This is a genomic window from Bradyrhizobium sp. Arg237L (assembly GCF_029990105.1).
Lineage (GTDB): Bacteria > Pseudomonadota > Alphaproteobacteria > Rhizobiales > Xanthobacteraceae > Bradyrhizobium.
In genome coordinates, this window is the sequence record NZ_JAQMIL010000047.1 from 24,002 (window position 1) to 36,782 (window position 12,781).

Here is a 12,781-nt window from a genome sequence, read left to right on the forward strand (position 1 = left end):
CTCGTCGGCGGCAGCGCGCTCGCGCTGACGACGATGCTCGCGTCGTGCCCGTCGCAGGCCGCAACCAAGATCCAGCGCCTGGTCTCGCCCGGCGGCATCGAGGCCTGGTTCGTGCAGGATTCGACCGTGCCGCTGATTGCGATGGAATATGCCTTCGGCGGCGGCGCCAGCCAGGATCCCGCCGCCAAGCCCGGCGTCGGCAATCTGGTCGGCGACCTCCTCGACGAAGGTTCCGGCGATCTCGATTCCAAGACCTTCCACGAGCGACTCGATCGCCGCGCCATCGAATTGAGTTTTTCCTCGCAGCGCGACAATTTCCGCGGCTCGCTGCGCATGCTCAAGGACAACAAGGACGAGGCCTTTGACCTGTTGCGCTCGGCGCTGACCTCGCCGCGCTTCGAGGCGCCCGACGTCGAGCGCATCCGCGCGCAGGTGCTCTCCAACCTGCGCCGCGAATCCACCAACCCGAGCTCGCTTGCAGGCCGTAAATTCCTCGAAGTTGCGTTCGGCGACCATCCCTACGGCCGGGGGGCCCAGGGCACGCTCGAAAGTGTGCCGACGATCGAGATCGCCGAGCTCAAGGACTATGTCCGCCGCGTGCTCGCCAAGGACACGCTCAAGGTCGCCGTGGTCGGCGATGTCGATCCGGACACGCTCGGCAAATTGCTCGACAAGACCTTTGGCGGGCTGCCGGCCAAGGCCACGCTCACGCCGGTCGCCGACATCGTCGCGGCCAAGCCGCCGCAGCGCGCCCTCATTCCGCTCGACGTACCGCAAACGGTGGTGACCTTCGGCGGCCCCGGCATCCGCCGCAACGAGCCGGACTTCATGCCGGGCTACGTCGTCAACCACATCCTCGGCGGCGGCGGATTGTCCTCGCGGCTTTACCGCGAAGTGCGCGAGAAGCGTGGGCTCGCTTATTCCGTCTATGGAGCGCTGGTCTGGATGGAGCACTCCTCGCTGTTCATCGGCAATACCGGCACCCGCGCCGATCGCGCCGGCGAAACGGTGGACGCGATCGAGAAGGAAGTCCGCCGCATGGCCGAGGAGGGCCCGACCCAGAAGGAGCTCGACGAGGCCAAGTCGTACTTGAAGGGTTCGCAGATGCTGGCGCTTGATACCTCCTCGAAGCTCGCGCAGGCGATGCTGCAGTATCAGACCGACAAGCTGCCGATCGACTACATCGAGAAGCGCAACGCCATCGTCGACGCGGTGACGCTGGACGACGCCAGGAAGGTGTCGCAGCGGCTCTGGGGCCAGGGCCTGCTCACGGTCGTCGTCGGCCGCACCCCGCAGGCCGCGGCCCAACCGGCCAGCGCGCCATCAGCCGCGACGCCGCCGGCCGCGAGCCCACCGGCCGCCGCCCCGTCAGCCGCGAAGCCGTCCGCGCCGAACTGAGTGAGTGTCGTAGTGCCGTAGCCCGGGTGAAGCGCCAGCGTAACCCGGGGACCGCTCGCAGTGCGGACACAGGTGTCCCGGGTTACGCGTTCCGCTCCACCCGGGCTACAGGCTCCTCAGGATGAGGGTCTGTGCTCGCGGAGCGGGCGCGAAACCCGCTATGGTGCGGCGGACGATTCCTGCCCGACCACCGGTGATGCCATGCTGCGGGTTGCCCGCGACCTCTCCATTGACGAGAACGATATCGAGATCGGCTTCGTGCGCGCCTCGGGTCCGGGCGGGCAGAACGTCAACAAGCTGGCGACAGCGGCGCAGCTACGGTTCGACACCAGCAGAATCGCGCTCGCCGAGGATGTCCGGGCGCGGCTGGTCCGATTGGCTGGCCAGCGCATGACCAAGGACGGCGTGATCGTGATCCACGCCCAGCGCTTCCGCACCCAGGAGCGCAACCGCGCCGACGCAATCGAGCGCCTGCTAGAGCTGCTCCGCGAGGCCATGGTGCGACCGACGCCGCGCCGGCCGACCAAGCCGACGCTCGGCTCCAAGCATCGCCGCCTGGAAGGCAAGAAGCGCCGCGGTGACGTCAAGGCACGGCGCGGCACGCGAGGGTTCGAGGATTGATGCCAAACGCGCGGATGTAGCTCCCTCTCCCGCTTGCGGGAGAGGGTTGGGGCGAGGGTGTCTCCGCATTGGGACTCCCCGAGTGGAGAGAGCCCCCACCCGGCGCTTCGCCATAGCCGAAGCTTCGCTTCGGCGTTCTTAAGAACGGCCGCCGGAGGCGGCCTCCCCCGCAAGCGGGAGAGGTGAAGAGAGGTTGTGCGGCTAGTAGCGCTTGCCGCCGGGAGCAGCAGGCTCCGTCGCCGTGCCTTTGTGCGCTCCGGCGCCGGCGCCGGCACCCACCGTGCCCTTGGCGCCGGACTTCGCGCCGGTCTTTCCGGTCGGAGCCGCCGTCTGCGCGTTCATCTCCTCATCGCCGCTACCAGTCATTCCACCGGGCGCCACGCTCCTTTCCTGCGCGCCGCCGCGAATCGAGCCGCCGGTAGCGGCGCCTTGCGCAAGGACAGGGCCGACAAGTGCGGCCGAGAGGGCAAACGCGATCAGGGAAGTTTTCGCTAGCTTCATCCATTGCTCCTGGATTTAGTTCGTGCGGGAAGGTTCGGCGGTTCCATGCGCCGCCTGCTGCGCCGGTCTCCCCTTCACGCGGATTGAACGTGTCGCAAACGACGCGTGCGCCATGCAATCTGCGTCGTGTGGAGATCGTGCAGGGATTTCGGGGCAATTTCGCGAAATTGCGCTTCACATATGCGGCGGCGTGACGTGGTTTGGCCGGCACGATTTTCCTAGCTGCTCATCGACGCGTTTTGTTCTGCGGTGAAACAGCCCGCTACTACCACCGCCTTTCGCGCGCGACCTAGAGTTACCGCGTACAGGCGGTGAGGTGGATGAGAAGGCTACGCGCGACGGCAGCAATCGGACTCGGATGTTGCAGTGCGTTGCTCGCGACGATCGCGGCTGCGCAGATGCCATTGCCTGCCGCCAAGCCGCCCGATGGTGCTGCGCTGTTCAAGCAGCAATGCGGGACCTGCCACACCACGAACCTATCCGATCCGGTCCGTCAGGGCCCTCCCTTGTTCAAGGTCGTCGGCCGTCCGGCGGGCAAGGCCGAAGGCTTTCACTATTCGCCCGGCTTCGCGCAAGCCGATTTCGTCTGGGACGACGCCAGGCTCGACGCCTGGCTCGCCAACCCGCAGGCGATGATCCCCGGCTCCATCATGGCCTATCGCCAGGCCAAACCGGAGACCCGCGCCGCCATCATCGCCTATTTGAAGGAGCTCAACTGAATGGCAAAACCCGTTCACTCGATGATCCGCGTGCTCGACGAGGCGAAGTCGCTCGATTTCTACGCGCGCGCCTTCGGCCTTGAGGTCGCCGATCATCTCAAGTTCGACGATTTCGCGCTGATCTATCTGCGCCACCCCTCCTCGCCGTTCGAGGTCGAGCTGACGGTCAATTTCGACCGCAAGGAGCCCTATTCGCTCGGCGACGGCTACGGCCATCTCGCTGTGATCGTCGACGATCTCGATGCCGAGCATGCGCGGTTCGAGCGGGAGAAGCTCGCGCCGGGGCCACTGCGCGATTTCAAGCATAACGGCAAGACGCTGGCGCGCTTCTTCTTCGTCACCGATCCCGACGGCTACAAGATCGAGGTGATCCAGCGCGGCGGCCGTTTTGGCTAGAGCATAATCTGGAACGAAGAAATACGACCAATCAACAATGACAAAACATTCCACGGAGGAAACCCATGAGAGAAGTCGATCGTCGAAGCAAATATGATCGCCGCGTCTTCCTGAAGGGCGCGGCAACGGCGGTACCGACCGTCGCTATCGCCACCAGCACGGGCCTCACCATCAGCGATGCCTGGGCCGATAACGCCACCACGCTGACGCCGGCGACATTGAAGACGCTGGTGAAGATGGCGCGCGACATCTATCCGCACGATTTCCTGGGTGACAGCTATTACATCGTCGCGGTCAAGCCGTGGGACGGCAAGGCGGCCAAGGATCCCGCGATCAAGTCGCTGATCAATGACGGCGTTGTCAGGCTCGACCAGGAGGCCAACGACCGCCACAAGGTGCCGTACGTGCAGGTGCCCTGGGAAGCCGATCGCGTGGTGCTGTTGCAGCGGATCGAAGAGACCGCGTTCTTCCAGAAGATCCGCGGTGACCTCGTCGTCTCCCTCTACAACCAGAAAGAGGTCTGGCCGAAGTTCGGCTATGAGGGCTCGTCCGCCGAATATGGCGGCTACCTCAAGCGCGGCTTCGCCGACATCGACTGGCTCCCGAAAGCTTAAACCAACAACGCTCTGGGAGGATCACAATGGCAAAATTCGATCTCAATGACAGTGGCGTGGTGGTGATCGTGGGCTCCGGCGCGGGCGGTGGAACGCTCGGCAACGAGCTCGCACAGAAAGGCGTCAAGGTCGTCATCCTCGAAGCCGGACCGCGCATCGAGAACCAGGACTTCGTCAACGACGAATGGGACAGCTTCGCCCAGCTCGCCTGGTCGGATATGCGCACGACCTCGGGAAGCTGGCGCGTCGCCAAGGACTTTCCGAATCTGCCGGCATGGATCGTGAAGGCGGTCGGCGGCTCGACCACGCATTGGGCCGGCGCGTCGCTGCGCTTCGACGAACATGAGTTCAAGGTCAAGAGCACCTATGGCGGCATCCCCGGCGCCAATCTCTTGGACTGGCCGATCACGCTCGCGGAGATGGAGCCGTATTACGCCAAGGCCGAGAACAAGATGGGCGTGACGCGGACCAACGGCATTCCGGGCCTGCCCGGCAACAACAATTTCAAGGTGCTGGAGGCCGGCGCCAGAAAGCTCGGCTACAAGACCGTGCACACCGGCAACATGGCGATCAACAGCGAACCGCGTGACGGCCGCGGCTCCTGCCAGCAGATCGGTTTCTGCTTCCAGGGCTGCAAGTCGGGCGCGAAATGGTCGACGCTCTACACCGAAATCCCGAAGGGCGAAGCCACCGGCAATCTCGAAGTGCGCCCGGGCAGCATGGTGATCAAGATCGAGCACGATCAATCCGGCAAGGTGACCGGCGTGGTCTATGCCGACGCAAACGGCGCGATGCAGCGCCAGAAGGCCCGCGTGGTCGCGGTCGCCGGCAATTCGATCGAGAGCCCGCGGCTGCTGCTCAACAGCGCATCGACCATGTTCCCGGACGGGCTCGCCAACTCCTCCGGCCAGGTCGGCCGCAATTACATGCGGCACATGACCGGCAGCGTGTATGCGACCTTCGAGAAATCGGTGCACATGTATCGCGGCACCACGATGGCCGGCATCATTCGCGACGAGGCCAAGAACGATCCCTCACGCGGCTTCGTCGGGGGCTATGAGATGGAGACGCTGTCGCTTGGCTTGCCCTTCATGGCTGCCTTCCTCAGTCCCGGCGCATGGGGACGCCCGTTCACCAGTGCGATGGAAGGCTATCCGCGGATGGCCGGCATGTGGCTGGTCGGCGAGGACATGGCGCAGGAGACCAACCGTGTCACGCTTGATCCGAAGGCGAAGGACAAGTTCGGCATGCCGGTCGCGAGCGTGCATTTCGACGATCATCCGAACGATCTCGCGATGCGCGCCCATGCCTACAAGCAGGGTGCCGCGGTCTACGAGGCGGTCGGCGCCACCGTCACCTATCCGACGCCGCCCTACCCGAGCACGCATAATCTCGGCACCAACCGGATGAGCGAGAAGGCGAAAGATGGCGTGGTGAACAAGTTCGGCCAGACCCACGACATCAAGAACCTGTTCGTCTCGGATGGCAGCCAGTTCACGAGCGGGGCAGCCTGCAACCCGACGCTGACAATCGTGTCGCTGGCGATCCGGCAAGCCGACCACATCGCCGGCGCAATGCAGCGGAAGGAGATTTAGGATCTGATGCTAGCCACGCGCTCGCTTCGCCTCTCCCGCTTGCGGGGGAGGCCGACGCGCGAAGCGCGGCGGGTGGGGGCTCTCTCCCCACGGATAGTCCCATCGCGGAGACACCCTCACCCCAGCCCTCTCCCGCAAGCGGGAGAGGGAGCTACAACGCCTGCACCCGCAGCGCCGTAGCCCGGGTGGAGCGTCAGCGTAACCCGGGACCGCCGGTCGATGTTGATGCAGGCGTCCCGGGTTGCGCGTTCCGCTCCACCCGGGCTACGAGGGAGCCTACTCGGCCGCGTCGAGAATGGCGGGCCTGTCGCGCAACTCCGGCGACGCGGCGCTCTTGGAACGATAGATCAGGCAGGAGCAGCGCAGCAGCGAGGCGAAATTGCTGACCTCGCCGTGATGGTCGAGAACCTCGTTGTGCAGCGTGGTGAGGAATTTCGCCAGACTCATCCCCTCCTTCGCCGCGATCTCCTCCAGCGTGTCCCAGAATGCCAGTTCCAGCCGGATCGAGGTGCAATGGCCGCCAAGTCGCAGCGATCTGGTCTGCGATTCGTAGTCGCGTTGCGGCTGATGGGCGAACAGATGGCACATGGAATCCTCCCGCCAGATTATAATTTTTCTAAACGATATACCCGGCCGCACAACCCGACAATCCTGCGCTGCACAGCCGGTGTCCAGCGAATGCCAGTCTCTTCAAGACGATAGGCAGGTCCTGCCCAGTGCGGCGTGGATTTCCGGACCCAAGCGCATGCATTTGCTGCGGCGCCCGCCTAGAATGGAATTGCAACGCGAATCGATCCCACACCATGCCCGTCCGCCAGCTTCCCGAACAGGTCGTCAATCGCATCGCCGCCGGCGAGGTGGTCGAACGTCCCGCGAGCGTGGTCAAGGAACTGGTGGAGAATGCGATCGATGCCGGCGCCAACCGGATCGATATCTTCACCGATGGCGGCGGGCGGCGGCGGATCGGGATCACCGATGACGGTGGCGGCATGACACGCGCCGACCTCGCGCTTGCGGTCGACCGCCACGCCACGTCAAAACTCGATGACGAGGACCTGCTGCGGATCCGGACGCTCGGGTTCCGCGGCGAGGCGCTGCCCTCGATCGGCGCGGTGGCAAAGCTCAACATCGTGACGCGACATGCGAGCGAACCGCACGCGTGGTCGCTTTCGGTCGAAGCCGGCGTGAAATCGGAGGTCATGCCCGCGGCGCTCGGCCAGGGCACCCGCGTCGAGGTCGGCGATCTCTTCTACGCGACGCCGGCGCGGCTGAAATTCCTCAAGACCGACCGCACCGAAGCGGAAGCGATCCGCGAGGTGGTGCGGCGGCTCGCAATGGCGCGGCCCGACATCGCCTTCACGCTCGCCGGCGAGGAGCGCGCGCCGGTCACCTGGGCCGCGGCACTGCCCGGCGCGCCCGGCCGGCTGACGCGGCTCGGCGATATTCTCGGGGGCGAGTTCCGCGGATGCGCGATCGAGGTCCGCGCCGAACGCGAGGGCGTCGTGGTCGAAGGCTTTGCCGCCGCGCCGTCGCTGACGCGGGCGAATGCGCTCGGCCAATACCTGTTTGTCAACGGCCGCCCGGTGCGGGACAAGCTGATCCTGGGCGCGGTGCGCGCGGCCTATGCCGACTACCTGCCGCGCGACCGCCATCCCGTGGTGGCGCTGTTCGTCACGCTGCCGCCGCAGGAGGTCGACGCCAATGTGCATCCGGCCAAGACCGAGGTGCGCTTCCGCAATGCCGGCCTGGTCCGCGCCCTGATCGTGCATGCGCTTAAAGAAGGTCTCGCGCGCGAAGGAAGGCGCACCGCGGCCAATACCGATGGCGCGGCGCTCTCCGCCTTCCGTCCTTCCTTCGTGCCCCCACGCCCGACCAATTGGGACTGGCGCCGCTCGCCGGCTTTTCCCGTGCGGCCGTTGCCTTCATTCGACGGCGTGGCCGCAAGCGCGTTGGCCGAGCCTGGCCAGGCTGCCTTCGACGTCGGCGCGCCGACCGCCGATGTCCGCTTCGAGGCGCAGCCCGCGGCCGACCTGCTCGATCGCCCGCTTGGCGCGGCGCGCACGCAGATCCACGAGACCTACATCGTCTCGCAGACCCGCGACGGACTCATCGTGGTGGATCAGCACGCCGCCCACGAGCGCATCGTCTATGAGAAATTGAAGGCGTCGCTGGCCAAGAACGGCGTGCAGCGGCAGATTCTGCTGATTCCTGAAATCGTGGAGCTCGACGAATCCACGGTCGAGAAACTGCTCGATCGCGCCGAGGAGCTTGCCACTTACGGGCTCGCGATCGAATCCTTCGGTCCCGGGGCGGTTGCGGTTCGGGAGACGCCGTCGCTGCTCGGCAAGGCCAATGCGGCCGGGCTGCTCCGCGACCTCGCCGAGCACATGGCCGAATGGGACGAGGCGCTGCCGCTCGAGCGACGCCTGATGCATGTCGCCGCCACCATGGCCTGCCACGGCTCGGTGCGCGCCGGACGCCGCCTCAAGCCGGAAGAGATGAACGCGCTGTTGCGCGAGATGGAAGACACGCCGAACTCGGGCCAGTGCAACCACGGCCGCCCGACCTATGTGGAATTGAAGCTGTCGGATATCGAGAAGCTGTTCGGGCGGCGGTGAGCTGCGCGGGACGCGTAGGGTGGGCAAAGCGTAGCGTGCCCACCATCAAGCACTCCGCTCGCAATGGTGGGCACGCTACGCTTTGCCCACCCTACGGCACCTTCAAGAACACGAACTCCGTGTCGTCGTACGCGCGGCGCTCCAGCTCCTCGAAGCCGTCAGGTGCTGTGAACGCCACAGCCTTCGCCTCTTCCACCACCACGAGCGCGCCGGGCGTCAGCCACGCACCATCGCGGAGCGAGGCCAGCGCCTTCTCGGCCAATCCCTTGCCGTAGGGCGGATCCAGGAACACCAGCGAGAACGGCTCGACGGGATGCGCGGGGCCCAGATTGGTGGCGTCGCGGCGGAATACTTTTGTCACGCCACCGAGCCCCAACGACTCCACGTTGTTGCGGAGGAGCGCGCGGGCTTCGGCGCCGTTGTCGACGAACAGCGCGAACTTCGCGCCGCGCGACACCGCCTCGATGCCGAGCGCGCCGGTGCCGGCAAAGAGGTCCAGCACCCGCGCGTCTTGAATCGGATCGTCATAGGCGTGGACGAGGATGTTGAACACGGACTCGCGCAATCGATCCGCGGTCGGGCGAATGTCGCGCGAGGATGGCGCGGCCAGATTGCGGCCCTTCAATCGTCCCCCGACGACGCGCATCGTCCGGCCTACTCGTCCTTCGGCTTCAGGTCGCGCTTGCCGTGATAGGTGCGCTTGACGCGGCGTGGCGGGCCGTAGCCGGCATTCTCTTCCTCGTTGCGGATGCGCGCTTCCTCGCTGCCGGAACGCTGCACCAGCACGCGACGGCCCTTGCGGTCGGCAATCACGGCGCGCTTGCTCGCCGGCTTGGACGGCTTCCTGTCGCGTGGCGCATCGTCGTCACCGTCGGCATGGTGCTCTGGCCGGGCGAAGTCCACGCCCGCAAGCTTGGCGACCTTCTCGCCGAGCTGCTCGCGCAGCACCCGCGTCTTGACCTCATCGACCTTGCCTTCCTCGAGCTCGCCGAGCTGGAACGGACCGTAGGAGATCCGGATCAGCCGGTTCACCTCGAGCCCGAGATGCGCCATCACGTTGCGCACCTCGCGGTTCTTGCCCTCGCGGATCGCGAACACCAGCCAGACGTTCGAGCCCTGGTCGCGCTCCAGCGTCGCATCGATCGGACCGTACTTGACGCCCTCGACCTCGACGCCCTTCTTCAGTTCATCGAGCTGCGCCTGCGTCACCTCGCCATGGGCGCGGACGCGATAGCGGCGCAGCCAGCCGGTGTCGGGCAATTCGAGCACGCGGGCGAGCCCGCCGTCATTGGTCAGCAGCAGCAATCCCTCGGTGTTGAAATCAAGCCGGCCGACGCTGATCAGCCGCGGCAGGCCTTCAGGCAGATTGTCGAACACCGTCGGCCGCCCCTCGGGATCGTCATGCGTCGTCATCAGCCCGCGCGGCTTGTGATACATGAACAGCCGGGTCCGCTCGCGCGGCGGCAACGGCTTGCCGTCGACCGCGACGACATCGTTGGCGGTGACGTCGAGCGCCGGCGAATTGATGACGCGGCCGTTCACGGTGACGCGGCCCTGCGTCACCATTTCCTCGGCGTCGCGGCGCGAGGCAAGGCCGGCACGCGCCAGCACCTTGGCGATGCGCTCGCCGGATTTCTTCGTCTTCGGCTCCGGACGCGGCCGTCTCTCGAAATCTGCCGGTCGTTCGCGATAGGCGCCGCGGCCGCCGAAGGCCGGACGCTTCGCAAAGATCTTGCTCTCATCCTCATTGTCGCGGCGCGGACGGTCGCCGAAACGCCCTTCGCTGCGCGGATGCTCCTGCCAGTCGGTGCGTCCTTCGGGGCGCTCGCGGCCACGATCGAACTTGCGATCATCGTGCTCGCGGGGACGATCGAATTTCGGCCGCTCGCGGAATGGACGATCGCCCTGTTGACGGTCGTCGCGCGCGCGCGAAAAGCGAGGGCGCTCGTCGCCGCCGCGATCGTCGCGCGGCCGGTCATAGCGCGGCTTGTCGAATTTCGGCCGGTCGAAATCGCGCGAGCTGCCCAAATTGCGTTCCGGACGATCGGAATTGCGCTCGCGCTTCTCCCACGGCTTGGACTCGCCACGCGGCGGGCGGTCGCCGAAATCCTTGCGCGGCGCCCGATCCCCGCGGTCGGCAGCACCGCGCGAGAATTTCCTGTCGCCGCCGAACTTTCTCTCCGGCCGATCGCCATCGCGGGATGGACGGTCGCCAAAGGATCGTTCGCCGCGTGGTGCATAGGATCGCTTCTCGCCGTCACGGTCGCGCGAAGCGTAGGGCTTCTTGTCGCCGAACTTGCGATCGGAAAACCGCGACGCCGGACGGGCATCGTCGCGATTGGCGCGCGGGGTGTAGGGGCGCTTTTCGCCGCCGCGGTCATCCCGGTCAAACCTCGGCCGGTCGCCGCGCGGCTTGAACGGCCGCTTCTCACCATCACGCGACGGGCGGTCGGCAAACGTCCGCTCTCCGCGCGGGCGGTCGTCGCGGTTGAAGCGCGGCTTGTCGCCATAGTCCCGGCGCGGCGCCTCATCCCCGTCGCGGCGGCGGAACGGGCGATCTTCGCGCTTGCTGCCGAAGTCGCGCTTTGCATCATCGCGCTTTCCGGCAGAATCCCTGGTCCCAAAGCCGCGCTTGGCGAACTTCTTCTCCGGCCCGCGCGCCTTGCCGGAGCGGCCCTTGCCGCCCGGCCGATCACGCCGACCGCGGGAATCGTTGTTTTTGTCGCTGTCGCGGGGCATGAATAGTCTCACTTAGGGGGCAAATGGCGCTCATGCGTGCCCGTTATCGAGCCGCAATCTCACGCAAAAACCGGGCATCCACTTTTGCTGAAGGCGCAGCTAGTAGCAGGTTTCTTCCGATGATACGAGGCATGACTGCCCCTTCTTTCATGGATTTGGCGCTGAAAACCGCCGAAAACGCCGGAAAGGCCGGCGAAGTTCCGATCGGCTGCGTGATCGTCCGGGGCTACGAGGTGATCGCCACCGCCGGCAACCGGACCCTGACCGACCGCGACCCGACCGCGCACGCCGAGATTTTGGCGATCCGGCAGGCCGCGGAGGCGATCGGCACCGAGCGGCTGGTGGATTGCGATCTCTATGTCACGCTCGAGCCGTGCACGATGTGCGCCGCCGCGATCTCGTTCGCCCGCATCCGCCGGCTCTATTACGGCGCGGCCGATCCGAAGGGCGGCGCGGTGGAGTCCGGCGTGCGGTTCTTCGCGCAGCCCACCTGCCATCACCGGCCGGAAATCTATCCCGCCATCGGCGAGCGAGAGGCCGCAGTGCTATTGCGGGAGTTTTTCCGGGAGCGGCGGTGAACTTCCCGTAGTCCGGGTGGAGCGCAGCGCAACCCGGGGTTCTGGAGTCCGTGTCTTCCCGGGTTGCGCTGCGCTCCACCCGGGCTACGAAGCGAGAAAGAACTCCCGCAGCAGCTTTGCCGTGGCTTCGGGATTTTCTTCGGTCAGGAAATGGCCGGAGTCGACCGGCGCGCCCACGACATTGGTCGCCCACTGCTTCCAGGTGTCGAGCGGCGTCGCCGCGGCACTCGCAATCCCGGCATCGCCCCACAGCGCCAGCATCGGGATGGTGATCTTCCGGCCCGCCTCGACATCGGCCTTGTCGATCTCGTAATCGGCATAGGCGCCGGCGCGGTAATCCTCGCACATCGCATGCACGCGCGAGGGGTCACGGAACGGCGCCAGATAATGCTCCAGCGCGCGCGGATCGATGGCGTCCAGCGTCTTCGACTTGGTCTGGCTCGCCATCTTGTGCCGGAGGAAGAAATCCGGCGCGCCCAGGATCAGCGTCTCCGGAAACGGGGCCGGCTGCGCCAGGAAGGTCCAGTGATAGATTTTCAGCGCATAGAGCCGGTTGATGCGCTCCCAGTAATTATAGGTCGGCAGGATATCCAGCACCGCGAGCTTGGACAGCCGCCCCGGATGATCGAGCGCCAGCCGATACGAGACGCGGCCGCCGCGATCGTGACCGGCAAGCGCGAACTGCACATGGCCGAGCTTCTCCATCGCCTCGATCATCGTCTTCGCCATCGCGCGCTTGGTGTAGGGCGTGTGGTCCTTGTCGCTCTCCGGCATGTCCGACCAGCCATAGCCCGGCAGGTCGGCGATGATCAGCGTGAACCTGTCGTCGAGCTTTGGCGCCACCGGATGCCACATCACATGTGTGGATGAGAAGCCGTGCAACAGCAGCAGCGGCGGCCCCTTGCCGCCGACACGCGCGAAGATGCGGCCTGAGGAGGTGTTGATCCATTCGGAGGCGTAGCCGGGGAAAAGATCGGCGAGATCGGACATTCGCGTACCTCC

The 12,781-nt window shown here is 66.0% G+C and carries 13 protein-coding genes; 8 read left to right on the forward strand and 5 right to left on the reverse strand.

Annotated features, from left to right (window positions below; translation table 11 throughout):
- Positions 1-33: 33 nt before the first annotated feature.
- Both OZ411_RS26135 and arfB read left to right on the forward strand, forming a co-directional pair.
- A complete protein-coding gene (locus tag OZ411_RS26135; protein WP_282530300.1) occupies positions 34-1,398 on the forward strand; it encodes a pitrilysin family protein in 1,365 nt (454 codons plus the stop codon).
- A 201-nt stretch (positions 1,399-1,599) separates the two neighbouring features.
- Complete coding sequence (gene arfB / locus OZ411_RS26140; protein WP_282530264.1) at positions 1,600-2,019, forward strand: alternative ribosome rescue aminoacyl-tRNA hydrolase ArfB; 420 nt, start codon at positions 1,600-1,602, stop codon at positions 2,017-2,019.
- 201 nt (positions 2,020-2,220) lie between these two features.
- Here arfB and OZ411_RS26145 read toward each other — a convergent pair whose 3' ends face one another.
- Positions 2,221-2,520: a hypothetical protein gene (locus tag OZ411_RS26145; protein WP_282530265.1), complete on the reverse strand. Its 300-nt coding sequence runs from the start codon at positions 2,518-2,520 to the stop codon at positions 2,221-2,223.
- A 398-nt stretch (positions 2,521-2,918) separates the two neighbouring features.
- On the opposite strand from OZ411_RS26145, the gene OZ411_RS26150 reads away from it, so the two are divergent.
- The 4 genes from OZ411_RS26150 to OZ411_RS26165 all read left to right on the forward strand — a co-directional run bounded on the left by OZ411_RS26150 (position 2,919) and on the right by OZ411_RS26165 (position 5,844).
- Positions 2,919-3,239 (forward strand): c-type cytochrome, encoded by a 321-nt coding sequence (locus OZ411_RS26150; protein WP_282530301.1) that lies wholly within the window; start codon positions 2,919-2,921, stop codon positions 3,237-3,239.
- Positions 3,240-3,635 (forward strand): VOC family protein, encoded by a 396-nt coding sequence (locus OZ411_RS26155; protein ID WP_282530266.1) that lies wholly within the window; start codon positions 3,240-3,242, stop codon positions 3,633-3,635. It begins immediately after the preceding gene.
- Between the two features lie 65 nt (positions 3,636-3,700).
- Positions 3,701-4,249 carry a gluconate 2-dehydrogenase subunit 3 family protein gene (locus OZ411_RS26160; protein WP_282530267.1) on the forward strand — a complete coding sequence of 183 codons (549 nt, stop codon included), beginning with the start codon at positions 3,701-3,703 and terminating at the stop codon, positions 4,247-4,249.
- A gap of 26 nt (positions 4,250-4,275) precedes the next feature.
- Positions 4,276-5,844: a GMC family oxidoreductase gene (locus OZ411_RS26165; RefSeq protein WP_282530268.1), complete on the forward strand. Its 1,569-nt coding sequence runs from the start codon at positions 4,276-4,278 to the stop codon at positions 5,842-5,844.
- Positions 5,845-6,120: 276 nt separating this feature from the next.
- Here the strand turns inward: OZ411_RS26165 and OZ411_RS26170 are convergent, their stop codons facing one another.
- On the reverse strand, positions 6,121-6,432 hold the full coding sequence (locus OZ411_RS26170) for a ribbon-helix-helix domain-containing protein (RefSeq protein ID WP_028163938.1): 312 nt from the start codon (positions 6,430-6,432) through the stop codon (positions 6,121-6,123).
- A gap of 215 nt (positions 6,433-6,647) precedes the next feature.
- On the opposite strand from OZ411_RS26170, the gene mutL reads away from it, so the two are divergent.
- On the forward strand, positions 6,648-8,462 hold the full coding sequence (gene mutL, locus OZ411_RS26175; RefSeq protein WP_282530269.1) for a DNA mismatch repair endonuclease MutL: 1,815 nt from the start codon (positions 6,648-6,650) through the stop codon (positions 8,460-8,462).
- Between the two features lie 91 nt (positions 8,463-8,553).
- Here the strand turns inward: mutL and rsmD are convergent, their stop codons facing one another.
- Both rsmD and OZ411_RS26185 read right to left on the reverse strand, forming a co-directional pair.
- The gene (gene rsmD, locus OZ411_RS26180) at positions 8,554-9,108 is read right to left on the reverse strand and encodes a 16S rRNA (guanine(966)-N(2))-methyltransferase RsmD (protein ID WP_282530270.1); all 555 of its coding nucleotides are present in this window, start codon (positions 9,106-9,108) and stop codon (positions 8,554-8,556) included.
- A gap of 8 nt (positions 9,109-9,116) precedes the next feature.
- On the reverse strand, positions 9,117-11,201 hold the full coding sequence (locus OZ411_RS26185; protein WP_282530271.1) for a pseudouridine synthase: 2,085 nt from the start codon (positions 11,199-11,201) through the stop codon (positions 9,117-9,119).
- A 119-nt stretch (positions 11,202-11,320) separates the two neighbouring features.
- Between OZ411_RS26185 and OZ411_RS26190 the strand changes: the two genes are divergently transcribed.
- Positions 11,321-11,779: a nucleoside deaminase gene (locus OZ411_RS26190; RefSeq protein ID WP_282530302.1), complete on the forward strand. Its 459-nt coding sequence runs from the start codon at positions 11,321-11,323 to the stop codon at positions 11,777-11,779.
- A gap of 84 nt (positions 11,780-11,863) precedes the next feature.
- Here the strand turns inward: OZ411_RS26190 and OZ411_RS26195 are convergent, their stop codons facing one another.
- Complete coding sequence (locus OZ411_RS26195) at positions 11,864-12,769, reverse strand: alpha/beta hydrolase (RefSeq protein ID WP_282530272.1); 906 nt, start codon at positions 12,767-12,769, stop codon at positions 11,864-11,866.
- Positions 12,770-12,781 lie beyond the last annotated feature (12 nt).

What these genes read in the sequence shown, in the direction of transcription:
- OZ411_RS26150 (WP_282530301.1), top strand. Translation starts at nt 2,919, where the DNA reads ATGCCATTGCCTGCCGCCAAGCCGCCCGATGGTGCTGCGCTGTTCAAG.
- OZ411_RS26190 (WP_282530302.1), top strand. Translation starts at nt 11,321, where the DNA reads ATGATACGAGGCATGACTGCCCCTTCTTTCATGGATTTGGCGCTGAAA.
- OZ411_RS26155 (WP_282530266.1), top strand. Translation starts at nt 3,240, where the DNA reads ATGGCAAAACCCGTTCACTCGATGATCCGCGTGCTCGACGAGGCGAAG.
- OZ411_RS26135 (WP_282530300.1), top strand. Translation starts at nt 34, where the DNA reads ATGCTCGCGTCGTGCCCGTCGCAGGCCGCAACCAAGATCCAGCGCCTG.
- OZ411_RS26165 (WP_282530268.1), top strand. Translation starts at nt 4,276, where the DNA reads ATGGCAAAATTCGATCTCAATGACAGTGGCGTGGTGGTGATCGTGGGC.
- OZ411_RS26195 (WP_282530272.1), bottom strand. Translation starts at nt 12,769, where the DNA reads ATGTCCGATCTCGCCGATCTTTTCCCCGGCTACGCCTCCGAATGGATC.
- mutL (WP_282530269.1), top strand. Translation starts at nt 6,648, where the DNA reads ATGCCCGTCCGCCAGCTTCCCGAACAGGTCGTCAATCGCATCGCCGCC.
- OZ411_RS26185 (WP_282530271.1), bottom strand. Translation starts at nt 11,201, where the DNA reads ATGCCCCGCGACAGCGACAAAAACAACGATTCCCGCGGTCGGCGTGAT.
- OZ411_RS26145 (WP_282530265.1), bottom strand. Translation starts at nt 2,520, where the DNA reads ATGAAGCTAGCGAAAACTTCCCTGATCGCGTTTGCCCTCTCGGCCGCA.
- OZ411_RS26170 (WP_028163938.1), bottom strand. Translation starts at nt 6,432, where the DNA reads ATGTGCCATCTGTTCGCCCATCAGCCGCAACGCGACTACGAATCGCAG.
- rsmD (WP_282530270.1), bottom strand. Translation starts at nt 9,108, where the DNA reads ATGCGCGTCGTCGGGGGACGATTGAAGGGCCGCAATCTGGCCGCGCCA.
- arfB (WP_282530264.1), top strand. Translation starts at nt 1,600, where the DNA reads ATGCTGCGGGTTGCCCGCGACCTCTCCATTGACGAGAACGATATCGAG.
- OZ411_RS26160 (WP_282530267.1), top strand. Translation starts at nt 3,701, where the DNA reads ATGAGAGAAGTCGATCGTCGAAGCAAATATGATCGCCGCGTCTTCCTG.